The sequence below is a fragment of the Cobetia sp. 4B genome (assembly GCF_018831605.1).
Taxonomy (GTDB): Bacteria; Pseudomonadota; Gammaproteobacteria; order Pseudomonadales; family Halomonadaceae; genus Cobetia; species Cobetia amphilecti.
In genome coordinates this window covers 2,103,321-2,126,908 of the sequence record NZ_CP059843.1, presented here as the reverse complement: position 1 = coordinate 2,126,908, position 23,588 = coordinate 2,103,321, and the positions used below count along the sequence as shown (strand labels likewise).

Genomic DNA, 23,588 nt, shown 5'->3' with positions numbered 1-23,588 from the left:
GCCTTGCATCGTTCAGTGCCATGTTTCTGGCCACTCACCCCTCGCGACAGGCAAGTCAGGCAACCGGAGATAGCCTGAGCGAACTCTCTGGTTGCCCTGCTGACCTGAACGCGACGACTTACCCCCGCCTGTTGTTTTCCTCGCCATCGCCTGTCGGTGATGGGTTGGGGAGCCTGTGCCCGATGGCAGGCCAGCGACAGGCGGGATACCTGACACCCAGCGTGATCGGCCAGCATGGATAGGGCCGACACGCGCGAGACCGTGATGTTCACGAGGAAGGTGGCGATCCATGATTGCCTTTCTGATCAAACGCCTGATGCACGCCGTACTGGTCATGTTCGTGATCAGCATCATCAGCTTCGCCATCCAGGACAACCTGGGCGACCCGCTGCGCGAGATGACCGGCCAGGCCGTGTCGGAAGCCCAGCGTGAGGTCATGCGCGATGAAATGGGCCTCAACGACCCCTTCATCACCCAATATCTGCGTTTTGCCGGCAATGCCCTGCAGGGCGATCTCGGCAACTCGTACTTCTACAAGCAGCCAGCGACCGAGGTGATTCTCAAGCACCTGCCCGCCACGCTAGAACTGGTGATGGCCTCGAGCCTGATCATCATCCTGCTCTCGGCGCCCATCGGGGTGTTCGCGGCGATTCGCCCGCGCAACTGGCTGTCACGCCTGTTCATGGGTACCTCGATCATCGGTATCTCGGTGCCGGTCTTCCTGACCGCCATCGTGTTGATCCAGCTGTTCGCGATCGGCGTGACGGTGGACTGGTTCCCCAGCGACACCACCTGGGGCAGTGTCCTGAACGGCATGCTGTCCACCGATGGCGGCATGCCCTCCTACGGGCGCGGTGAGCTGGTACACGTCGCGGGCACCTGGTCGAGCGGCTTCTTCACCGCCGACGGCCTCTGGCACCTGGTGCTGCCGGCCATCTCGCTGGCCTCGATCATGCTGCCACTGTTCATCCGCCTGATTCGTGCCGAGATGATGGAAGTGCTGCAGTCGGACTACATCAAGTTCGCGCGCGCCAAGGGTATCGGCCTCAAGCGTATCTACTTCCTGCACGCACTGAAGAACACCATGCTGCCGGTGATCACCGTCGGCGGCGTGCAGATCGGCACCATGGTCGCCTACACCATCCTGACCGAGACCGTCTTCCAGTGGCCGGGCATGGGCCTGATGTTCCTCGAGGCCATTACCCGCTCCGACATCCCGCTGATCGTGGCCTACCTGATGATGGTCGGCGTGATCTTCGTGATCACCAACACCCTCGTCGATCTGATCTACGGACTGGTCAACCCCACCGTCAAGCTTGCGGGGAAACCGGCATGAGCCAATCCAATACCCAATCGAGCAACGCGCCCGTCACCCCGAAGACCAGCTCCATCGTGGTCCCAGGCCGTTGGCAGCGATTCCGCGAGTCCTACCTGGTCTACAGCTTCAAGCGCGACTGGATGGCTCAGGCCTGTCTGCTGGTGTTCATCGCCATGGTGCTCGGGGCCTTCCTCGCGCCGTGGATCGCCCCGGCCGATCCCTATGACCTGGCCAGTATCGACATCATGAACTCGGAGCTGCCGCCGGCGTGGATGGCGGGCGGCGATCCGGCCTTCCTGCTGGGCACCGATGCCCAGGGGCGTGATCTGCTCTCCACCATTCTCTACGGCACGCGCGTGTCGCTGTTGATCGGCTTCGGCGCTGTCATCCTGCAGGCACTGCTCGGCGTGACCTTCGGGCTGCTGGCGGGCTATCTGGGCGGGCGTATCGATGCCTTCCTGATGCGCATGGCCGATATCCAGCTGTCGTTCTCGACCCTGATGGTCGCCATCGTGGTGGGCGCCATCATCAAGGCCACCTTCGGCGGCGCCGCCTTCTCGGATTACGCGCTGATCCTGTTGATCCTGATCATCGGGCTGGCGGAATGGCCGCAGTATGCGCGTACCGTCCGCGCCTCGGTGCTGGCGGAGAAGAACAAGGAATACGTCGATGCCGCGCGGGTAATGGGCTTCCGCTCCCGTCGCATCATGTTCCGTCACATCCTGCCCAACACCCTGTCGCCGATCTTCGTCATCTCCACGGTGCAGATCGCCAACGCGATCATCTCGGAGGCGGCGCTGTCCTTCCTCGGTCTCGGCATGCCGGAGACCCAGCCGTCGCTGGGGTCACTGATCAAGTCCGGCTTCGACTACCTGCAGTCAGGCAGCTGGTGGATCACGCTGATCCCCGGTGGCGTGCTGATCGTGCTGGTCCTGGTCATCAACCTGCTGGGCGACTGGCTGCGTGATGTCATGAACCCGCGTCTCTACAAGGGCTGAAGCCGAGAGGAGTCAAGACAATGGCACTACTTGAAGTCAAAAACCTCGACGTCCGCTTCGCCATGCGAGGCGGTGAGGTCCGCGCCCTGCGCGACGTCAGTTTCACCCTAGAACGCGGTGAGCGCCTGGGGATCGTCGGTGAATCGGGGGCCGGCAAGTCGGTCGCGGCCTTCACCATCCTGAATCTGATCGCCAAGCCCGGCTACATCGCCGGCGGCGAGATCAAGTTCGATGGCGAGGTGCTCAACACCCTCAAGCCCAAGGCGATGCAGTCGATTCGCGGCAACCGCATCTCGATGATCTTCCAGGACCCGATGATGACGCTCAATCCGGTGCTGACCATCGGCGAGCAGATGATCGAATGCCTAAAGGCGCACCGCCGCATCTCGCGCAAGGATGCGCGCGCCATCGCCCTGCACAAGCTCAATCAGGTCTTCATTCCCTCTCCGGAAAAACGCCTGGATCAGTACCCCCATGAGCTGTCCGGCGGCATGCGTCAGCGCATCATCATCGCCATCGCGCTGCTGCTGGACCCGGATATCATCGTCGCCGATGAACCGACCACCGCGCTGGATGTGACCATCCAGGCCGAGATCATGGAGCTGTTGCTGCTGCTGTGCGAGAAGCACAACGTCGGGCTGATCCTGATCACCCACGACCTGGGCGTGGTCAGCCAGGTCACCCAGCGCACCCTGGTGATGTATGCCGGGCGCGTCATCGAACAGGGGCCGACCCGCGAGATCATCAATGATGCTCAGCACCCCTACACCCAGGGGCTGATCAACGCCCTGCCCCAGATGGCCACTCCGGGCAGCCGTCTGAACCAGATTCGTGGCTCGATGCCGACCCTGACCAAGATTCCGGCCGGCTGCGCCTTCAATCCGCGCTGTGACTTCGCGGCGAATATCTGCCTCGAGAAGGTGCCGGCCTTTGCCCATTCCGGCAACTGCAAGGTGGCCTGTCATATGGTCGATGCCATGGTGGCCGGCGAGCGCTGGACCCCGATCATCACCGATGCCTACGGCAATGGCGCCACTCCCACTGACAGCCACCGCACGGAGGTGAACGCATGAGCGCGGCAATTCTGAAGGACGCTCAGTCCTCCTCCCAGGCCTCCCCCCGTATGGATAGCGCCGAGCTTGGCGAAACCCTGGTAGAAATTCGTGATCTCGAGAAGCGCTTCTCGTTGTCCGGCGACTTTCTCGAACAGCTGACCTTCGAGAAGGGACGCCTGCGTCGCAAACAGGAATACGTGCACGCCATCAATGGCGTCACACTGGACGTCAAACGCGGTGAGGCGCTGTGCGTGGTCGGGGAATCCGGCTGCGGCAAGTCGACGGTCGCGCGGACCGTGATGGGGCTGCTCAAGCCCAGCGGTGGCGAGGTCCGTTTTGACGGCACCCGCATCGATGACATGGCCCCGCGTGACCTGCTGCCCTACCGCCGTCGCATGCAGATGATCTTCCAGAATCCCTATGCGTCGCTGAATCCGCGCATGACCATCCAGCAGACGCTGGAGGAGCCGCTGCGCTTCCATCAGCCGACGCTCAAGGATGGCGAGGTGCGCGACAAGATCGAGGAGGTGATGCGCTCGGTGGGCATCGACCCCGACTGGGGCAAGCGCTTCGCCCACGAATTCTCCGGCGGCCAGCGTCAGCGTATCTCGATCGCCCGCGCGCTGGCGGTGGACCCGGAATTCATCGTCGCCGATGAGCCGATCTCGGCGCTGGACGTGTCGATCCAGGCGCAGGTGCTCAACCTGATGATGGAGGCGCAGGAGCAACGCAACCTGACGTATCTGTTCATCACCCACGACCTGGCCGTGGTCGAGCACTTCGGCACCCGCGTCGCGGTGATGTATCTGGGCACGCTGTGCGAGCTGGCGGACACCCGTTCACTGTTCGCCCGCCCGCGTCACCCCTACACCCAGGCATTGATGTCGGCGATCCCGCGTCTGCACGATGACAAACCCAATCACATTCGCCTCGAGGGTGAGGTGCCGACGCCGGTCAATCTGCCTTCGGGCTGCGTCTTCCATGGCCGTTGTCCGCATGCCAATCAGCGTTGCCGCACGGAGATTCCGCGCCTGATCGCCACGGACACCGGTCAGGTCGCCTGCCACGCCGTGGAAGAAGGCCGCATCGACTGATGTGATGGCAGTGACGAAAGTGATGACGGCGATGTGATGGGCGCCATCGATCATTGCGTTTCCGGCCCCAAGCAAGGAAAGACCGCGTAAGGTTGCCATTGTCATCGGCAACCTTGCGTCTTGCGCTCATTGACGATTGCATCTCGCGTTTTGTATGGGCAAGATTTCGCTCATCCGCTACTGACCAACAGGTCAATTGGCGCCATTGCCCACGATGCTTGAAGAAGATTCAGCGTGGCACCGGGCCCCGATGACGCATCCCCAAGATACTCTGGTGTGACACGTCCGAAGAGATGTGCGCCCGACCTCCTGACATGGCCTTCTCCCAGGCCGACGAGGCACTCCGATTACATGGAAATTCGCTGGCTCGAAGACTTCATCGTTCTGGCTCAGACCCGGCATTTCTCGCGGGCAGCCGATGCACAGAATGTCTCTCAGCCCACCTTTTCCCGCCGCATCAAGTTGCTGGAAGAGGAGATGGGCACCACCTTGATCAATCGTCAGACCCTGCCGCTGTCGCTGACTCCCGCCGGAGACGAGTTTCTCCAGCTGTGCGAGCAGATCACCGAGCGCGTGCGCATCACACGCGAACGCCTGCAGGACATGGCCCAGCAGCAAGCCAGCAAGATATCGCTGGGGGCACCGCAGTCTCTGGTGTCCCACTTCCTGCCTGATTGGCTCGATCAGCTTCAGCTGCGTGAACAGGTGCTGCCCTATCTGCGTGCCACCGGCTGGCTGGCGGCCGACTATTTCCACGGGCTGGATCGCGGCGAATGTGATCTGGCGCTGTGCTATTGGCCCCAGGCACGTGTGGATCTGGGCTTTGAGCTGGACAGTTACCAATACCTGGTGGTCGGCGAAGAAACCTTCATCCCGCTGTGCGCGCCCGGCGCGGATGGCAATCCCCGCCATCAGTTGCCGGGCACGCGGCGCAATCCGCTGCCGTTCATCAGCCCGCATCCGCGCGCCGTCATCGCCACCTCGCTGATGGCCCATCTCGCTCAGGTCCCGATTCAGGCGCATCTGGTCACCATGAACGAGAATATTCAGGCGGCCAACATCAAGGCGCTGGTCTTGCAGGGCTATGGCATCGGTTGGTTGCCGCAGCGGCTGGCCGCAGAGGAAATCGCCAGCGGCAAGCTGGTACGTGCCGGTGACCCGCGCTGGGACCTGAGTCTGCATATCCGCCTGTATCGCCCGCGCGTGCCGCGCCACGACAGTGTCAGTGAACTCTGGCACCAGCTGGAAGCCCATTTCTCGTGAGTCATCCGGGCAGGAGGGTCGACAGCGCCGGCTCAGCGACGCTCTCCCCTTCATTCCTACATTCTCCATTACCTCACGCCATTGACGTTCACTCATCCAGGTCAGGCGTGCCGACCGTTTGCAAGGAAACATGATGTCTGACAGCCAGCTCAACGACCCGACTATCACCCACGCCGCGGCACACCGCGCGCATCTGGCGGCGCTGCAATCCGGCTACGAAATCGCCATGCAGCAGCATGATCTGGACGCCATCGTGCTGCACAGTGGCAAACCGAAGCGGCATTTCGCCGATGATCAGGATGCCAGCTTCAAATCCCATGCCCATTTCCTGCACTGGGTGCCGATGGCGGGCCTCAGCGATAGCTGGCTGGTGATTCGTCCGGGTGAGCGCCCGACGCTTTACCTCTATGCCCCTGATGACTTCTGGCATCTGTCACCCAGCCTGCCGACGCCGGACACCGCGCCCTGGGCCGAGCAGTTCGAGATTGTCCATCTGCGCAAGCCGACACTGCCACAGCGCCCTGAGGGCCGCGTGGCGCTGCTGGGCGAGATCGCCGAACTCCAGCCGCAGGTGGTCAGCGAACTTGAGGCACTGCCCAACCCGGTCGGCCTGGTGCGCCAGCTCGACGAGGGGCGCGTCTGCAAGAGCGAATTCGAGATCGCCTGTCTGCAAGAAGCCAGCCTGCGCGCCGCGCGTGGCCATCTGGCTGCCCGGCGCACCTTCATGGAAGGCGGCGCGGAGCTCGATATCCAGCTGGCCTATCTTGGCGCGTCGCGGCAACGAGAATCGGATGTGCCCTACGGCAACATCGTCGGTCTCAACGCGCATGCCGCCGTCCTGCATTACCAGCATTATGGCTTGCAGGCCCCCGCCGCCCGTCACAGCCTGCTGGTGGATGCCGGCGCCAGCGTGCACGGCTATGCCTCTGACATCACACGCAGCTGGGCGGGCGATGATGCCCTGCCGCTCTATCGCTCGCTGATCGAGGGCGTGGAGGCGCTGCAGAAGCGTCTGATCGCAAGACTCGCGCCCGGGGTGGACTACGTCGACCTGCACCTCGAGATGCATCGTGAGCTGGGTGAGCTGCTGCGGGAATTGGGCGTGGTGTCCCTGCCCGCCGAGGATCAGGTCGCACAAGGCATCACGGCAGCCTTCTGCCCGCATGGTCTCGGGCATCTGCTGGGACTGCAGGTCCATGATGTGGCGGGTCGCATTCCTGATCACACCACCGGCGATATCCGTCATCCGCCGCAAGGTCACCCGATGCTGCGCCTGACGCGTGTGCTCGAGACCGGCATGGCCATCACCATCGAACCGGGTTGCTACATCATCCCCATGCTGCTGGAGCCGCTGCGCAACGATGCACGCGGTGAGCATATCGACTGGAAGCTGGTCGAGGCGCTGGCACCGCATGGTGGTGTGCGTATTGAGGACAATCTGGTCATCACCGCAGACGGTGCCCTCAATCTGACACGCAGCCCGGCGACGGGTCTGTAATCAGGCCTGTCACAACACTGTCTGAGCCTCTCGCTGTGACGCTTGCCGTCACATGCCTGCCTCACGCCGCCATGGGCCCTGTGCCGATGGCGGCTTTTTGTCGCGTAACCCGGGGCTAAGTATTTGAGCGCCAGGCCAGGAATGTGATCCAGGGTCGAGCTATCACCATTGGCGTCGATGCGTATGCTGCACTGCGACTAGCGATTGGCGTCGCCAAGTGAAATGATGCCAACGATATCCGTGCAGAAATTTCTGTCAGATCTTGCTGCAGGCCACCGCCATCAAGGGCATGTCCATCACCCGACCACCAACGTCATCGCCCTGGCCTGCCACTGGAGCTACCTCACATGCCGCACTCCATCTTCACGTCAGAGTTTCGCCCTGCCCTTGGCCTGCGCAATCGCCATGTCCAGACCTTGTTGCCGCGATTTCTGCCCCGCGCGCCCCTGAGTCGACGCACCGAGATTCTCAATCTTCCCGATGGTGACTTCGTCGAGCTCGCCTGGGTCATCAGCGACGGTCATGAAAAGCGGGAGCGTACGACGACCCTGAGCGACGATGCGCCCCTGTTCGTGCTGTTTCATGGCCTTGAGGGTGACTTGAGTTCGCCCTACGCCCGTGAGCTGCTCAATGCGGCCGCCCGGATGGGCTGGCGACCGGTGATGATGCATTTCCGTGGCTGCGGGCAATCTCCCAACCGCCTGCCACGCGCCTATCACAGCGGAGATACTGCAGACGCCTATTGGGTGCTCGGCGAGCTGGGGCAACGCTATCCGCACGCCATCAAGGTCGCCTGTGGCGTATCGCTGGGCGCCAACATGCTGCTCAAGCTGGTGGCGGAGCAAGGCGGTGATGGTCTGGACCTGGCCGGCGCGATCGCCATCAGCGCCCCGCTGGATCTGGCAGCCAGCGCGGACGTGCTCAACCAGGGCTTCTCGCGCCTCTACCAGCGCCATCTGCTCAAGGGCTTGAAGGCCAAGGTGGCAGCGAAGCTTGCCAATGGTCCGTTACCCATCTCGATCGGAGCGCATCAGCTGACCCAGCTCAACAGTTTCTGGGCCTATGACAACGAAGTCACCGCACCCCTGCATGGCTTCACCTCGGCGAGTGATTACTACACGCGCTCCTCGGCGGGCCGTCTGCTGAGCGAGATCGAACTGCCAACGCTGATACTGCAGTCGCTGGATGACCCCTTCATGCCACGCGATCTCTTCGCACGATTCCACCAACCCTCCGAGGCCGTGCGTATCGAGCTCAGTGAGCGCGGTGGGCATGTCGGCTTCGTCGAGTGGCGCCGTGGGCGACTGAGCTCCTGGTTGGCTCGCCGTGTCAGTCAGCAACTGGATGCCTGGAGCGGGCTGCCCAAGCCGCAAGCGCAGGCAGAGGTGCAGAGCGAAGCGCACTGAGCTGCCTGTATTTAACCGGCTGCATTGAACTGTCGTGCATCGAACTGGCGGCATTGTCCGCCATTCAGACGCCAACACGCTTTCCCCTCCCTGGCTTTCTTGTCCTTGGCTTTCCATGCCTCTTTTGCTTCTTCCACCCTTGCTCGCCTTCCCACCTTCAAGTTCGGTGGGAAGCCCTGAGCCCTGACTACGACCGTATGCGTTTTGGGATGGCTAAATTTAGAGCATTAAAAAATGATAACGGTATACAGGATGTATGGTGTGAAGGGTGACACGGATCACTGTCACGATTCAGGGAGAATGGTAGACTGCGCGCCCATCCTACGTTCAAGACTCTACTGGCCTGATAATGAACCTGATTTTTCGCCTGGTGCTCGGCATCGTGGCTGGCATACTGCTGGGACAATGGGCTCCCGAATCCCTGATCCGCGCCCTGCTGACCTTCAAGGTACTGTTCGGTGAACTGCTGGAATACGCCATTCCGCTGATCATCCTGTTCTTCATCATGAGCGGGATCGCACGTCTCGAGCGCTCCTCGGGCCGTCTGCTGACCCTGACCATCGTGCTGGCCTATGCCTCGACCACGCTGGCAGGACTGTTGGCGGGCATCGTCGGGCTGGAGGTCGTGCCGCATATCGTGCAACAGGACCAGCTGCCGGTCAGTCATGCCATCAAGCACTTGAGCCCCTACTTCACGCTGGATATTCCGCCGCTGACCGATATCAGCACCGCCCTGGTGACGGCCTTCCTGTTCGGCATCGGCATTTCCGCCACCGAGCATGACGGCATGCGCCAGCTGGCCGACGGCGGCCGCGACATCGTCGAGCGCTTCATCGCCAAGGCGTTGATTCCTGCCCTGCCGTTCTATATCGCCGGCCTGTTCTGCGAGATGACGATCGCCGGCACGGTAGCCAACACCCTCAAGAGCTTCGGCATGATCCTGCTGCTGGCACTGACCCTGCACTGGCTGTGGCTGAGCTTGCTCTACGTCACCAGCGGCACCAGCACCGGCCGCTCGCCCATGAAGGCGCTGGCCCACATGCTGCCCGCCTACTTCACCGCCGCTGGCACCATGTCTTCCGCGGCCACGATTCCGGTCACCGTGCGCCAGATGCACCTCAATCACATCTCGCCGTCCGTGGCGAGCTTTGCAGTGCCGTTACTGGCCACCATCCACATGTGCGGCAGTGCCATCACGCTGACCGTGTGCGCCATTGGCGTGATGCTGGTCACTCCCTCACTGGCAACGCCCGAGCTCACCACCCTGCTGCCGTTCATCGCCGCACTGGGTGTGACCATCATTGCCGCACCCGGCTCGCCCGGCGGGGCCGCGATGACCTCGGTGGGCGTATTGCAGAGCCTGCTGGGCTTCGATGCCGCCGCCGTCGGCCTGATGATGGCGCTCTATCTGGCGCAGGACAGCTTCGGCACCGCGTGCAACGTCACCGGCGATGGTGCCCTGGTGCAGTGGATCGATCGCTTTGCAGAAGCCGAGCAGGATCGACAGCGCTACCGCTGACACTGTGCCTCGCAGCGCCTGACCGAAGGCTGCTCCAGACAGAAAAAAGCCTCATGGCGGCCGTGAACTTCGCGGCGACCATGAGGCTTTCGTGTCTCTCAGCGGCAATCTGTCACCAACAGTCTCATGACGGCATGCCCTGCCTGTCATGACTGCCGAGGCTATCAGCCGATGGGGCAGCTGATTCCCGTGCCTTTCAGGCCGCAGTAGCCGCCCGGATTCTTGGCCAGATACTGCTGGTGGTATTCCTCGGCGTAGTAGAACTCGCGCAGCGGTGCGACCTCGGTGGTGATGCGGCCGAGACCGGACTGGTCCAGCGCCTGCTGGTAGTCGGCCATGCTCTTCTCGACGATGGCGCGCTGGTCATCGCGGGTGTAATAGATCGCGCTACGGTACTGGTTGCCGATGTCATTGCCCTGACGCATGCCCTGGGTGGGGTCATGGGCCTCGAAGCTGGCCCGCAGGATCTCCGGCAGGCCGATCACCGTCGGGTCAAAGATCACGCGTACGACCTCGGTGTGGCCTGTCTTGCCGGTGCAGGTCTCTTCATAGCTCGGATTCGGCGTATGGCCGCCGGCATAACCGACCGCCGTCACCTTGACGCCCGGCAGCTGCCAGAAGAGGCGCTCGGCTCCCCAGAAGCAGCCCAGCCCCAGCACGATCTCCTCACACTCACTGTCGAACGGCGGTACAATCGAGCGGCCATTGACGTGATGAACGCCGCTGATGCGAACCGCTTCACTGCGCCCTGGCAAGCTGTCCTGCGCTGAAGGAATGGTCTGCTTATCTTCCGTTATCCACATGGCGGACTCTCTCCTGTGTCGCGTCGTGCAATCGTGTATAGGTTCAATGATGTCATCTCTGCCCCCCAAGATCTGCCCCTGCCAGCCCAACAGCGCCCAGGCGCGACGCTACGCCGATTGCTGTCAGCCGATTCATGCTGACATCACCCGCGCCGAACGCCCCGAGCAATTGATGCGCGCCCGCTACAGTGCCTTCTGCCTGTCGCTCGCCGACTTCCTGATCGACAGCTGGGACCCGGCCCATTGCCCGGCACGCGCCGACCTCGAAGGTGCTGGCCCGCAGTGGCTGGCATTGGAGATTCTGGACAGCGGACAAGACGCCGATACCGGCATGGTACGCTTTCATGCCACCTTCTTCGAGCAGGGAAAGTTCCAACAATTGCAGGAACTTAGCCGCTTTCATCACGATGGCCATCACTGGCGTTATGTCGACGGTGATGCCGAGTGGCAGACACTGACGCCGGGGCGCAACAGCCTGTGTCCCTGTGGTAGCGGCAAGAAGATCAAGCGTTGCTGCACTGCGTGACCGTCAGCGTCTTGTGCTGTCGCGCGTGCGCTTGAGCTCTCAAGCATAAGCGAAACTAGCACCTCTGAAATGCCCCTCCATAACGAGACAGCCCCCACCGAACCTGTCGATGGGGGCTGAACCTGTGGCAATCAATTGGCCTGACGTGTCATCTGTCCTTGCCGACTCTGGGCGCCAGCTCGCTGCGACCCAGCGAGAAGCTGTAGAGCAGATCCACGGCCTGCGCCGTGCCGGACACCGCTTCGGCATACAGATTGCGGAACAGCTTGTAGCGCAGCGTCAGCTCCGCGATCGGCGAGAACAGCCCGACGCCGTAACTGAGCTTCAGGTCCGGAGCGATATAGCCGCTGACCACCACCTGGCTGTCATCCCCGCTGCCGGAGCTGTCCAGACTCAGGTCGCGCACACCGAAGGTTTCCCCGATCTGGCCGACCACCTGGCCACTTTGCGCCAATGACATGCCGATCAAGGCGGACGTGACCGCACTGTCACTGCTGGTGTCGCTGTCCAGGCCCTCACCGCGCAGCAGATAACTCAGTGCCGAGGACTCATCCATCGACGGGTCCGAGAAGATCTCGACGCTGGGTGACGAGGCAAGCCCCGTCACACGCACCCCTGCGGTCACGTCGTCCTCGGTGTTGTCAGGATCACGGATCGCCTCGATATTCAGACGCGGGCTCGAGGGCGGCCCGGCCAGCAAGACTTGTCCCTTGCTGATCTGCAGGTCCTGCCCGAAGCTCTTGTAGGTTCCGTCGACCAGATTGACCTCACCGAAGACCTGCACGCCGCCCTTGGACTGACGCACATCGAGATCGCCTCTGAGCTTGGTCTTGAGCCCCATTGCCTCCAAGCGCGCATCCGGTCCGATATGGATGCCGATACGCACATCCAGCGCCATGCCGGCCTCGTTGAGCGCCTTGGCGGTATCGCTGCCATCGGCAAGCTCGGCCGGGTTGGAGGTGGCCTCATCACTGGGACGCTCGATGATGATGGTGTCACTGGAGGGTGACACGGCAGACGGCGGCACCTGGTCCACTTCGATGCGTGTCCACGGCACCTTGACGTCACCCCGGAGCTTGAGCAGCGTGGGGCTGGCATTGATCTCGAGATCCGGCGCGACGCGCATGCGGCCGATCCCGGCGATATGCAGCTCGAGCGGGTTCTTCGCGCCGTCGAGGTTCAATGACGCCGTCCAGTCCTCAAGCGTCGGCCAGGCCGCCTCGCCATCGATGCCCCAGCGCGCATCATTGCCCATCAGATAGCCATCGATATCGGCATTGTTGCCATCGAAGTCAACGGAGAACTGGGCATCCGACAGCGACACCGGCAGGCCTTCGCCCTGCACCTTGACACCGGTCAGCGCGATTGGGCCGGTCAACGACGGTAGGCTCAGATTGCCGCCGACCTCGACGTCACCCGCCAGCATGCCTTCCAGCTGAGTCATGCCCGCCACCAGCGGACGATACGGCGAGAGGTCGATGTCGCGGATGGCCAGCGAGCCATCCAGCTGGCCTGCGCCCGCCGGGTCGAGGACCGACACGGTGAGACCGATGCCGCCAGCGCTGTCGAGGCGAATCTGGGTATCGAGATCAGCCTTGTCGGGCGTGGCCTCCAGCGCCAGTTGCAGGGTGGTCTCCGGCAGTGACCAGGCATTGCCGTCGGCGTCTTCGCCGGCCAGCGTCAACTTGCCCGCCAGCTCCGCGTCAGCATTCCAGCGTTGGCCACCCTGCTTCCAGCTTGCCGTGATCTTGCCGCCCGTGGCACCGCCGATGGTCCAACTCTCCGGCATGGCGCTCTGGGCCATGTCCAGCGGTATCCCCTCGAGAGTCACCACGGCCTGACCGTCATTGCCCGCGCTCAAGGGTTCGGCGACACAGATCTGGCCGCCCTGTTCGCGACTCAGACAGAACGGCTGCACCAGCACGCTGCCCTTGGCGAGATTGGCATCGAAGCTCGCCGGTGTGTCGAAGTTGAAGTCCCCGAAATCGGTATTCGCCGTCAGCGGAGACAGCGCACCGCGATAATGCTCACGCGCCTTGTCGAGCCCCCCCTTGAGGGTCAGCCCCAGACGAGAAAGCGGCATCTCACCGGCCATCTCGGTATCGAACTGCAGGGTGTGATCGCTCAGGAAGCCTCCCAGCGTCAGCGCGACGGTCGCGATCTGCTGTCCGCCAGCTCTGACATCATCGGCATTGAGGGCGATATCCAGTGCCGGGTCATCAATCCCCCGCTTGCGGGCATCGACCCCGGCCGACAGTGCCATGTCGGAGATACGGTTCTCACCGATCTGCAGGCGTCGTGCGGTGAAGTTGCTGGCCAGCTGAGGCTTGTCGAGAGTGCCCGAGGCATCGATCTTGCCCTTGAGCTCACCCGCGATATCCGGCATCAGGGTCGATAGCGCCGGGAAATCGATGTTGGCCGCCAGGGTGATGGTCTTGGCAATCTTGCCATTGGCGCTCAGACGGTTCTGGCCCTGGCGCAGCTCCAGCGCGTTGACGTCCCACTGCATGTCGGCATTGCCTGAAAGCTTGCCGGTCAGCGTGAGCGGACGCTCGAGCAAGGTGCCATGGATATCCAGCTTGCTGACATCGACGGCCCACGGACCTTGTTGCGGCTGATGGAAGCTGGCCACGAGATTGCCGCTCAGCTCACCACGCACGGCTTTCTGGCCGCCTCCGGCCGGGGCCGGCAGCAAGTCTTCGGGATGCAGCTTGTCGAGGGCCAGCTCGGCGGCGACCTGAATACCTTGCTGCCAGTGAATCTCGCCACGGGTGGTGGCGGAGCCGCGCTTGAGCGCGATCTTGAGTGGCTGCCAGCGGTAATGCTCGAGATCGCCGTCGCCTGCCAATGACAAGGTGGCGCGCGGAATGTCACGCCCCTCGATGATGGCATCCAGCGTGGTCGTATACCCCGACAGTGAGCCCTTGGCGACCAGCGCCAGATTCTCGACGCTATAGTCAGGCGTGAAGGAGGCAGCGGCAGCGGAGCCAGACGTGTTCTTGCCATCCTTGGCTTGGGTCGCTGTCTGAGCGCCTTTCTGCGCATCCGCGGAGGTGTCATCAGAGGCATCAGTGACAGCGGCAAAGGGCCAGGTGATCCGCTCGGAGCTCAGGCGCGCCTCGAAGGGCAGATCGCTGTCCAGTACATCCGCGCTGGCCACAAGCTCAGCGGCAAGTGGGCCGTCGGCCTTGAGAGAGGCTTCAAGATCCGCCAGCGAGCCTTCCAGAGACAGGCGCAGCTTTTCATGACGCACGGGATCAATCAGGGTCTCGGCATTGAGCGTGGCGCTCAGGGGATACTCGTCCTTCAAGGTGACCTGCGCCACGAGATCGGCGTTGACGTCGCGGGAATCGACCTCGAGACGCGAGAGCGTGATGTCATGCCCTTCCGCCTTGAGTGCCAGCGACAGGCGGCTGACCTCATACGGGCTTGGCCCCTCGATCGCAAAGTCTTCGATGGCGAGATCGGGAACCTCGATGGTCAGCGGAATATAGACTTCCGGCAAGGCGATGCGCCCGGCCTGTGCTGTCTGATCCGAGGTTTCAGCGGCAGTCTTGCCAGACACTTCTGCGGCGTCATCCGTGATGGTCTTATTCGAGATAGCCTTGGCGGCGCTCTCTGCTTGAGACGTCACGACCTGAGTGTGGACCACTGCACTTGCCGCTTGCTGAGCCTCAGGCGTGATGCTCACACCCTCGAGACTGACGGCATCTGACGCCGTTTGAGCCGCGTCGGCATCGGCCGGAATGAAACGACTGGTGATAAGGCGTGTCTCGCCCAGCGTCAGCGTACTCACTGACAGCGCGGCCGAGGTATGGAAATGATCGAAGGTGACGCGACTGCCATCCGCCAGCGCCAGGGCGAAGTCATCAATGGCGACCTTGCGCACCTCGATGGGAATCGGCACCACGATGGGCACATTGAGACTCTCACCGCTCTCCGGTTCCGGTTCAGTGCTGGCACCGCTATCGCTCAGGGTGATCGCGAGGCCACTGGACTCCAGCGACTCGAGACACAGCTTGCCCTTGAGCAGGCAGTCCTCGCCCCAGGCCAGCGACAGCGAGTCGGCATTGACGGCCAGCCCCGGCAGGTCCAGCGAGACGTCCTTGAGTGACAGCGCTTCCAGCGGTGAGCCGGAGGCCTGGGAGTAATCGATGAAGCCACGCGAGCGCGCCTGATCGAGCACCAGTCCGGTGCCCCACGGAGACAGCACGCCCCCGACCAGCAGCATCGTCAGCCCGATCAGGAACACGAGCAGCCATATCAGCAACCGGATGACCAGGCCGCCCCGACGTACATAGGGATTAGACAATTCCAACATCTCCATATCTTTTTTATCAGCTCACCCGCTCAGCTGATGGTCCTTTGCTGGCGCTTGATCCGCACGACACTCGCTCAAGAGACGCGAGCCGCTCAGAATTCCGGCCCGATCGAGAAGTGAATACGGTAATCGTTGTCATCGTCATCGAAGGGATGGGCGATATCGAGACGAATCGGCCCCACCGGCGAGATCCAGCGAATCCCCATGCCGGCCGCCGTCTTGAGCTCGAGTGCGTCCCAGCCATTGAAGGCGTTACCGGCGTCGTAGAAGGTCGCGCCCCACCAGTCGCCGGTCAGGCGGTAATCGTATTCCAGGCTGCTGGTGAGCAACGAGCTACCGCCTTCCAGGTCGCCGTCGTCATCTTCCGGGGCGAGTGTCTCGTAGGAATAGCCACGCACACTGTTGTCGCCCCCGGTGAAGAAGCGCATCGAGGGTGGCATGTCATCAAAGTTGTCGGTATCTACGTGGCCGACGCCCATGCGCGCCACGAAACGATGGTTGTCGCCGATGGAGCGTATCCAGTTGGTGTTGAACTGGGAGCGCAGGAAGGTCACGTCCGAGCCCCACATCTGATCGCCGTATTCGAAGGTCAGCTGTTGGCGGTCGCCCCACATCGGGAAGGTCTTGGGGCGCGTGCGGGTGCGGTTCCAGCTCACGCCGGGATACAGCAGCAGCACGGCCCCGGATTCATCCGCCTGGGTGTAGTCCTCATAGGTGGAACCGAAGAACACGCGCTGGGTCCAGCCATTGTCGAACTTCCACTCGCGGGTGAAGCGCACGGTGGTCTCGAGACTCTCGGTATCTTCATCGTCGGTGTTCGACATCCCGTACTCGAGGACATAGCTATCCTTGAGCGGGTCTTCGAGCGGCATGCGGTATTCGCCCTCGAAGGTCTGTTCCGGCGAGGACAGGAACAGGCTGTTGGTCAGGCTATGGCCATAGCGATTGACCCACGGCATCTCCCAGCTGAACTGCAGGCGTGGCCCGACATCCGTCGCGTAGCCGATACCGGTCTCGAACTTGTGACGGTCTGCGGGAATCAGGCTGATGTCCACGGGGATGATGGGGCCGTTGGCCGTCTTGACCGCGGCCTCCAGCGCATCGCCCGTCAGCACCGGCGTGTCGTTGCCGGCGGCTTCGGTAGTGCCAGCCACAGCGGAGCCAGCGTCATCAGCCTCCACGGCGGTCTGCGCGACGGGCGCCGTGGAGTCCGAGGGGGACGCCGCGTCAGCGCGGCGGCTCTCATCCCCCGCCTCGATTTCAGCCCTCTCGACCTCGGCAAGCCATGAGCCCTCATAGCCCTGTGCCTGGGCGTAAGGTGTCTTTATCTCGCTGTCGGGGCTGGTGGTCTTGAGCTCGGCGCCCGGATTGAGCTGTGGCTTGATCGCGGCCGAGCGGAACCAGCCGGCCTCGCTCAGCCGCTGGTTGAACTGGGTCAACTTGCCGGCTTCGTAATAATCACCAGTCTCGAACGGCTGCATGGCCTTGACGCGATCCAGCTCTATCTGACTATTGAGGTAGGTGATATCGCCGAAGCGGTAGCGCTGACCGCTCTGCATGACCAGATAGATGCGTGCCGAGTGCAGCCAGGGGCGTACCTCGATGCGCTGCTGGGAGAAGGAGGTGTCGAAATAGCCGCGTTCGAGGCTGAGCGACGTCAGGGTCGACTTGAGACTGTCATAGCGAGAGTGACGCAGCACATCGCCTTCCTCGAGGTCGGCGTCGGCCAGCACCTTCTTCATGACCTTGTCGCGCGCGGCGTCGCCCTCGAGTCGCAGCTCCAGCGTCTCGATGGTGACCGGCTCACCGGCATCCACCGTCACGACCACATCATCGCCGCCCAGCAACCCCTTCTCGGGATAGCTGAGCGTGATCTGGGCATCGTAGTAACCGAACGCCTGCAGCGCTTCCTGGGTCCGCCGGATGATCTCATCCTCATAACGCTCGGCCGGCGCATCGCCCTCAAGCGTCATCCCGGCCAGGAAGTTGACCACGTTAGTGGCCGTCGCGCCCTTGACGCCCTTGACGGCGGCATCGATCGCCAGCGCCTGCGGCGCGAAGCACAGGCCGCCACACACGATCAGCGGCGTCAGATAGCGATGCGGCAAACCGCGCGTCCCGGTCGCTCGAGCAGACTCTTTGTTGTCGCCACTCATGATTCGTCCTTTGTTGAGTGCTGGTGGAAAGCACTGTCCATCGTTCCCATTCATCATGTCGTGCGGCGCTCGGTCATCACGGGGCGTGTCACATGGCCCGCCAGAGTGGCGGACCATGCCATATCTCATTGCTTATATCCCTGCGGAGCCAGCTCAGCGACGTTCCAGACGGCTGACGCGCTGCTCAAGCTCAGATACCTGGCCCAGCAGCGACGCGACACGGCCACTCAGCTGACGGCGGCTGGCATCCAGCGAGCGCAACTGCTCTCGCGTGTCCTCTGACGCTCCCTGTGAGCTGGCTTCAAGGCCGGCACTGAGCGCTGTCTGCTGACGGCGCAGCTCACCCAGCTGGGAGTCCAGTGAGCGTTGCGCGGTCTCAAGCGCAGCCAGCTCGTCAAGCGGCGCGAAACGGCCCTTGAGCTTGCTGGCCAGTTCATCGCCATCAGCGGCCTCCACAGGCTCCGGCAGTGACTTCAGCGTCTCGCTCAGTTGCTGCTGCGATTGCTGCAAGTCACGCGTCTGGGTCTGTTGCGTGGCCAGGTCCGTCTTGAGTGCCGTGAGGCGAGTCTCGAGCGAGGCCAACTGCTCGGCGCTATTGTTCTCAACCTCGCTCTCGATATCGCTTTGCAAGCTCTCGATGCGGGTAGCCAGCGTGTCCAGAGTGCTGGAGGTCTTGTCCACCAGCGGCTCGAGGTGCTCAAGCGTGGCCGACTGGGCGTCCAGGCGCGCGCCCAACGCTGCACGGCCATCACGGCTGAGGGATTCCAGCGCCGCCATCGAGCCTTGCAGCGCCGTGATCAGGGTCGCGTGGTTGTCATCTGTCTGGGCAAGCGTCGTGACGCGACCCTCCAGGCGATCAAGCGCCTCGTCCATGGCGGTCAGACGCTCTTGAGCGCCATCCGCGTCCTTCGCCACCTTGTCTTCCAGCGTCTCGAGACGCGCGACGGCCTCACTGGACAGGGACGCCTTGTCCTTCTGCAGGTTGGTCAGCGCCGGCACGATAGTGTCATTCAACTGGCGGTCCAGGGCGCTGAGTTGCTCACCCAGTGCATCACGCAGTTCGCTCAGGCGCTCATCACCCTGCTGCTCAAGCTGGGCCACGGAACGTTCGAGCTGGCTGACACGCGCGCCGAGCTGATCGCGTTGATCGCCACCGAGGGTCTGCAGGTCATGCAGCTGCCACTGTTGCCAGCCCACCACGCCCCCCAGGGCGAGGAGGCAAAGCCACGTCGGCCAGCGTCTGGGCGCGGGGGGACGAGTGTGATGCACGCCAAGCGCATCGTCGGGACGCGCGACCAGCGCATCGTCCGGTGAGTCATTGAGAGACGGTTCAGCGTTGTGCGGCCGCATTCTGGCTCCAGGTCCGGCAAACGATCATCAGCGAAAGGTTCAGCGCAGCATCTTCAAGGCGGCGCAAGACGACCGGAAGTGCGCTTTTTCGCCTTGCTGTATAAAAATACAGTCATGCAGGTTCTGCAAAAGATAAGTCACGGTTCACGTACAGGAAATCGAGTCTAACAGCTGACCTCGGTCATCTCATCAGGTTCCCGCCACGGCCCGTCATCGAGGGCAGAGTGGCAGGAATGTGGCAAAAGCCTGGCAATGCACGTGAGCCTTGCAAGACGCTTGAGAGGATCCCGCGGTCAGTGCCCACCAGCGTTGGCCTGTCGGTGTCTGGGTGCTATAGTGCCAGACACTGCGATACGCGCAGCCTCTGTCTTCGTAGCTATCTGGATTCACAAGGTTTTTCACGCTGATTGCACATTTCATGCGCGTAGCCACGGCATGAAGGATGCACGGCGAGTCATGCACTTTCGCCCTTGCCCGCTGCCTGAGCGGGTGGCCAGTTTCAGGGCCGGGAGTGATGCTGGTCGCGGAGCTTGAGTCTGTGCTTGTCTGACCCTCTTCCATCACGCGATGGCAGATCAGGCATTGAAATACTCAGCCCCAAGCCCCACGAAGGCAGAGTACGACCCAATTGGTGAGGAAAAGGAGCTGATCCCCATGGCATTTGAACTTCCAGCACTGCCGTACGAAAAGAACGCACTCGAGCCGACCATCTCTGCCGAGACCCTTGAGTACCATTACGGCAAGCATCACCAAGCCTACGTCACCAAGCTGAACAGCATGGTCGAAGGCACTGCTGACGCAGAAAAATCTCTCGAAGAGATCATCCAGAGCGCCCAGGGTGGTCTGTTCAACCAGGCAGCTCAGGTGTGGAACCACACCTTCTACTGGCACTGCCTGTCCCCGAATGGTGGTGGCGAGCCGTCCGGCCCGCTGGCAGACGCCATCGTGGCCAAATGGGGCTCCGTGGCTGACTTCAAGGAAGCCTTCAACACTTCCGCCGCTGGCAACTTCGGTTCCGGTTGGACCTGGCTGGTCAAGAACGCCCAGGGCGAGCTGGAAATCGTCAACACTGACGACGCTGACACCCCGATCGCCAAGTCTGGTCAGACTCCGCTGCTGACTGTCGACGTCTGGGAGCACGCCTACTACGTCGACTACCGCAATGCGCGTCCGAAGTACCTGGAAAGCATCTGGAACATCATCAACTGGGAATTCGCTGCACAGAACTTCGCAGCCTGAGCTTTCCCAGAATAAGGAGGCCGAGTCGTTACCGCTCGAGACTCCAGCTGAGCCAAGGCAACCGACGTCACCCTGATATGACTCCTGGACGCCCTGCTCTGAAAACCCCGCCACCTGGCGGGGTTTTTTCGTTCAAGACAACGTCACCCAGCCGCGAGCCTGCTACACGCAAGGCTTGGCTACGCTGTATGCACCACCAGGAGAAGAATCTCGTCTGTCGACTTGCAAATGACGGTGGTGCCCCTATCTAATGATGTAGAAGTAGAACGTATGCTCTACCTCGTTGCGTCCCCTTGATCGCTCACAGGGATTCGACGACATGGTTGGCACACACTGCTTGAAATGCATTCCTTGACTGCACGAAATACATACTTTGAAAAAAGGGAATACCGATGCCCACTGACACCTCGACCTCCTCTCTGCCCGACTCCATGCTGGCGATCGTGACCACCGGCCATGGGGGTTATGAATGCCTCGAGACGCAGCAGCGCCCGGTGCCGACACCCGGTGAAGGCGAGGTGCTGATCAAGGTGCTGGCGGCTGGCATGAACAACACCGAGATCAATACGCGTCTGGGCTGGTATTCCTCCACGATCACTACCGCGACCCAACAGGCCAGCAGTGTGCATGACAACGCGGATGCAGATGCGGCGACTGACAAGCCGGCGCCACCGGAAGGTGGCTGGAAGGGAGAGACGCCCTTCCCCCTGATACAGGGCACGGATTGCTGTGGCGAGGTGGTGGCATTGGGCCCGAATGCGGATGCCAGCCTACTGGGCAAGCGCGTGCTGGTACGCTCCTGCATGCGCAGCGAGGGCTGGGACTCACTGGAAAATGAATGGATGGGCTCGGATTTCGACGGCGCCTTTTCGCAGTTCGTCAGCGTGCGCGCCAGTGAAGTGTTCGCGGTGGACTGTGACTGGAGCGATGTCGAGCTTGGCTCCCTGCCCTGTGCCTACGGCACGGCGGAGAACATGCTCGAACAGGCAGAGCTCAAGGCAGGCGAGCGTGTGCTGATTCTGGGCGCCTCGGGCGGGGTCGGTTCCGCTGCATTGCAGCTGGCCAAGCGCCGCGGCGCGACGGTGTATGCCGTGGCGGGCGTTGCCAAGCATGAGGCTCTTGCAGACCTTGGCGCCGACAAGCTTCTGGACCGCAAGGCCGACCTGCTCGAGCAGCTGGGCCATGAAAGCGTCGATCTGGTGGTCGACAATGTCGCGGGCGACAACTTTCCAGTCATGATGAAGTTGCTTGCGCGTGGCGGCCGTCTGGTGACCACCGGCGCCATCGCTGGCCCGATGGTGACGCTGGACCTGCGCGACCTGTACCTCAAGAACCTGCGCCTGCTTGGCACCACTGCCTGGTGTGAAGCCACCTTCCCCAATCTGATCCGCTATGTGGAGCAAGGCGAGATTCGCCCGCTGATCGCGGCCAGCTTCCCGCTGACCGAGATCGTCACTGCCCAACAGCAGTTTCTGAGCAAGGGCCACGTGGGCAAGTTCGTGCTCGAGCCCTGGGCCTGAAGACAGCCTGGCGGTCATCATGAAAAGCCTGGCGGTCTGCATAAAAGGCCTGGCGCTCATGATGTAAAGCCTGGCGGCCTAGATTTCAAACCTGAGCCCACGACAAAAAGCCCTCATCCGGAACCGGATGAGGGCTTTTGCATACTGAGCACGCAAGGGTCAGCCTGAAGGAGCGTCAGTCTGAGAGAACATCAACTTCAGAGCCCGTCAGCCTGACCCACCGAGTTGCCCATCAGGGGCTGGCACGGCGGCCGATGCCGCGATAGACCAGCCCCTGGCTTGCCACGTAACGCGGGTCGAAGATGTTGCGGCCATCGAGCACCAGGCCCGCGCCCAGCTCACGCTTCAGGCGCTGCCAGTCCGGGTTCCAGTAGCACTTCCACTCGGTGACCAGCATCAGGGCATCAGCGCCCTCCAGGGCGTCATACATGTTGCCATCGACCAGCTCCAGCAACGGATGCGCACCACAGGCCTCCCCCAGCGCCGACAAGGCCGCGGGATCATGCACGCGCACGCGCACGCCCTGGGCCCACAGCGCCTCAAGCAAGGTCAAGACCGGTGCATGGTCGATACGCGCGGTACCCGGCTTGAAGGCCGCGCCCCAGATCGCCACGGTACGACCGCGCAATTCACCATCGAAGTGCTGCCACAGCTTGCGGAACAGCGTCTCCTTCTTGGCCTCGTTGATGTCGAGCACATGCTCGAGCAGCATCGATTCCCGCCCTGTCTGGTGCTGGACATCGGCCAGACGCATCAGGTCACGCGAGAAGTTCGGGCCACCGAACCCACAGCCCGGATAGAGATAGCCGAAGCCGATGCGCGGATCGGCGCCCATGCCCTGACGCACATATTCCACATCGACGCCGAGGGAGTCGGACAGACCCGCCACTTCGTTCATGTAGCTGATACGCGTCGCGAGCATGCCGTTGATGGCCAGCTTGGTCAGTTCGGCGGCGCGGCGCGGCATGATCTGGAAGACATCTTCACGCCGGTTGAAGGCACGCAGCAGCTCCTGCACCCGCAGGGTGGCAGGTTCCGCTTCGCTGCCCAGCAACCAACGGGCCGGACGCTCGAAGGTGGCCAGTGAACGGCCCTCCTCCAGCATGTCCGGCAAGGCGACGGCGTACTGGTCGTCACGCGGCAGCAACGCCTCGAAACGCTCGGTCGTACCCACCGGGAAGGTCGAGTTGTTGACCAGCACCAGCGGCTCATCCAGGGTCGCCACCAGCTGCTCGACACGGCTCAGCGCGCTTTCGCGCTGGTCCGGCGAGACGGCGATCCAGTGGATATCGATGCGCCGCAGTGACTCGAGGTCCTCGATGAGAGTGAGATCGCCCCGTTCCCGATGGCGATCAAGACGTTCGCGCAGGCCTGGCTCACTGTTCAACCAGTCGACGCGTTCCAGGGCAGCCCAGTCCATGTCCTCATGTGGCCACCACCAGACACGGTGACCCACGCTCGCCAGAGCGGCGCTGGCCGTTGCCGCCGCCAGTTCGCTTCCGTGCACCAGCACCTGCATGGC

At 62.5% G+C, this 23,588-nt stretch carries 16 protein-coding genes; 11 read left to right on the top strand and 5 right to left on the bottom strand.

Annotated features, from left to right (window positions below):
* Positions 1-289 precede the first annotated feature (289 nt).
* The 8 genes from H2O77_RS08955 to H2O77_RS08920 all read left to right on the top strand — a co-directional run bounded on the left by H2O77_RS08955 (position 290) and on the right by H2O77_RS08920 (position 10,151).
* Complete coding sequence (locus H2O77_RS08955) at positions 290-1,336, top strand: ABC transporter permease (RefSeq protein ID WP_054556671.1); 1,047 nt, start codon at positions 290-292, stop codon at positions 1,334-1,336.
* Positions 1,333-2,316: an ABC transporter permease gene (locus tag H2O77_RS08950; RefSeq protein WP_052384673.1), complete on the top strand. Its 984-nt coding sequence runs from the start codon at positions 1,333-1,335 to the stop codon at positions 2,314-2,316. The genes H2O77_RS08955 and H2O77_RS08950 overlap by 4 nt, the downstream gene beginning before the upstream one ends.
* A 20-nt stretch (positions 2,317-2,336) precedes the next feature.
* Positions 2,337-3,389: an ABC transporter ATP-binding protein gene (locus H2O77_RS08945; protein WP_215824418.1), complete on the top strand. Its 1,053-nt coding sequence runs from the start codon at positions 2,337-2,339 to the stop codon at positions 3,387-3,389.
* Positions 3,390-3,439: 50 nt separating this feature from the next.
* Positions 3,440-4,465: an oligopeptide/dipeptide ABC transporter ATP-binding protein gene (locus H2O77_RS08940; RefSeq protein WP_240548801.1), complete on the top strand. Its 1,026-nt coding sequence runs from the start codon at positions 3,440-3,442 to the stop codon at positions 4,463-4,465.
* 351 nt (positions 4,466-4,816) lie between these two features.
* Positions 4,817-5,728: a LysR family transcriptional regulator gene (locus H2O77_RS08935; protein WP_107334801.1), complete on the top strand. Its 912-nt coding sequence runs from the start codon at positions 4,817-4,819 to the stop codon at positions 5,726-5,728.
* A 133-nt stretch (positions 5,729-5,861) separates the two neighbouring features.
* Positions 5,862-7,226, top strand: a complete 1,365-nt coding sequence (gene pepQ / locus H2O77_RS08930; protein ID WP_215824416.1) for a Xaa-Pro dipeptidase — start codon at positions 5,862-5,864, stop codon at positions 7,224-7,226.
* Positions 7,227-7,573: 347 nt separating this feature from the next.
* Positions 7,574-8,632 (top strand): hydrolase, encoded by a 1,059-nt coding sequence (locus H2O77_RS08925; RefSeq protein WP_215824415.1) that lies wholly within the window; start codon positions 7,574-7,576, stop codon positions 8,630-8,632.
* 349 nt (positions 8,633-8,981) lie between these two features.
* Positions 8,982-10,151, top strand: coding sequence for a dicarboxylate/amino acid:cation symporter (locus H2O77_RS08920; RefSeq protein WP_131432039.1), 1,170 nt, complete (start codon positions 8,982-8,984; stop codon positions 10,149-10,151).
* Positions 10,152-10,315: 164 nt separating this feature from the next.
* Here H2O77_RS08920 and msrA read toward each other — a convergent pair whose 3' ends face one another.
* Positions 10,316-10,954 carry a peptide-methionine (S)-S-oxide reductase MsrA gene (gene msrA, locus H2O77_RS08915; protein ID WP_153635761.1) on the bottom strand — a complete coding sequence of 213 codons (639 nt, stop codon included), beginning with the start codon at positions 10,952-10,954 and terminating at the stop codon, positions 10,316-10,318.
* A 49-nt stretch (positions 10,955-11,003) separates the two neighbouring features.
* Here msrA and H2O77_RS08910 point away from each other — a divergent pair, with 49 nt between their 5' ends.
* On the top strand, positions 11,004-11,480 hold the full coding sequence (locus H2O77_RS08910) for a YchJ family metal-binding protein (protein WP_153635760.1): 477 nt from the start codon (positions 11,004-11,006) through the stop codon (positions 11,478-11,480).
* A 148-nt stretch (positions 11,481-11,628) separates the two neighbouring features.
* On the opposite strand, the gene H2O77_RS08905 is transcribed toward H2O77_RS08910, so the two are convergent.
* The 3 genes from H2O77_RS08905 to H2O77_RS08895 all read right to left on the bottom strand — a co-directional run bounded on the left by H2O77_RS08905 (position 11,629) and on the right by H2O77_RS08895 (position 19,307).
* Positions 11,629-15,801 (bottom strand): translocation/assembly module TamB domain-containing protein, encoded by a 4,173-nt coding sequence (locus H2O77_RS08905; protein WP_215824414.1) that lies wholly within the window; start codon positions 15,799-15,801, stop codon positions 11,629-11,631.
* Between the two features lie 92 nt (positions 15,802-15,893).
* Positions 15,894-17,957, bottom strand: coding sequence for an autotransporter assembly complex family protein (locus tag H2O77_RS08900; protein ID WP_215824413.1), 2,064 nt, complete (start codon positions 17,955-17,957; stop codon positions 15,894-15,896).
* A 153-nt stretch (positions 17,958-18,110) separates the two neighbouring features.
* The gene (locus H2O77_RS08895; protein ID WP_215824412.1) at positions 18,111-19,307 is read right to left on the bottom strand and encodes a hypothetical protein; all 1,197 of its coding nucleotides are present in this window, start codon (positions 19,305-19,307) and stop codon (positions 18,111-18,113) included.
* 654 nt (positions 19,308-19,961) lie between these two features.
* Here H2O77_RS08895 and H2O77_RS08890 point away from each other — a divergent pair.
* Both H2O77_RS08890 and H2O77_RS08885 read left to right on the top strand, forming a co-directional pair.
* Positions 19,962-20,546 carry a Fe-Mn family superoxide dismutase gene (locus H2O77_RS08890; protein ID WP_043334256.1) on the top strand — a complete coding sequence of 195 codons (585 nt, stop codon included), beginning with the start codon at positions 19,962-19,964 and terminating at the stop codon, positions 20,544-20,546.
* A gap of 392 nt (positions 20,547-20,938) precedes the next feature.
* Positions 20,939-22,066 (top strand): alcohol dehydrogenase family protein, encoded by a 1,128-nt coding sequence (locus tag H2O77_RS08885; RefSeq protein ID WP_215824411.1) that lies wholly within the window; start codon positions 20,939-20,941, stop codon positions 22,064-22,066.
* Between the two features lie 232 nt (positions 22,067-22,298).
* Here H2O77_RS08885 and H2O77_RS08880 read toward each other — a convergent pair whose 3' ends face one another.
* Positions 22,299-23,585: a nucleotide sugar dehydrogenase gene (locus H2O77_RS08880; protein ID WP_107334805.1), complete on the bottom strand. Its 1,287-nt coding sequence runs from the start codon at positions 23,583-23,585 to the stop codon at positions 22,299-22,301.
* Between the last annotated feature and the right edge of the window lie 3 nt (positions 23,586-23,588).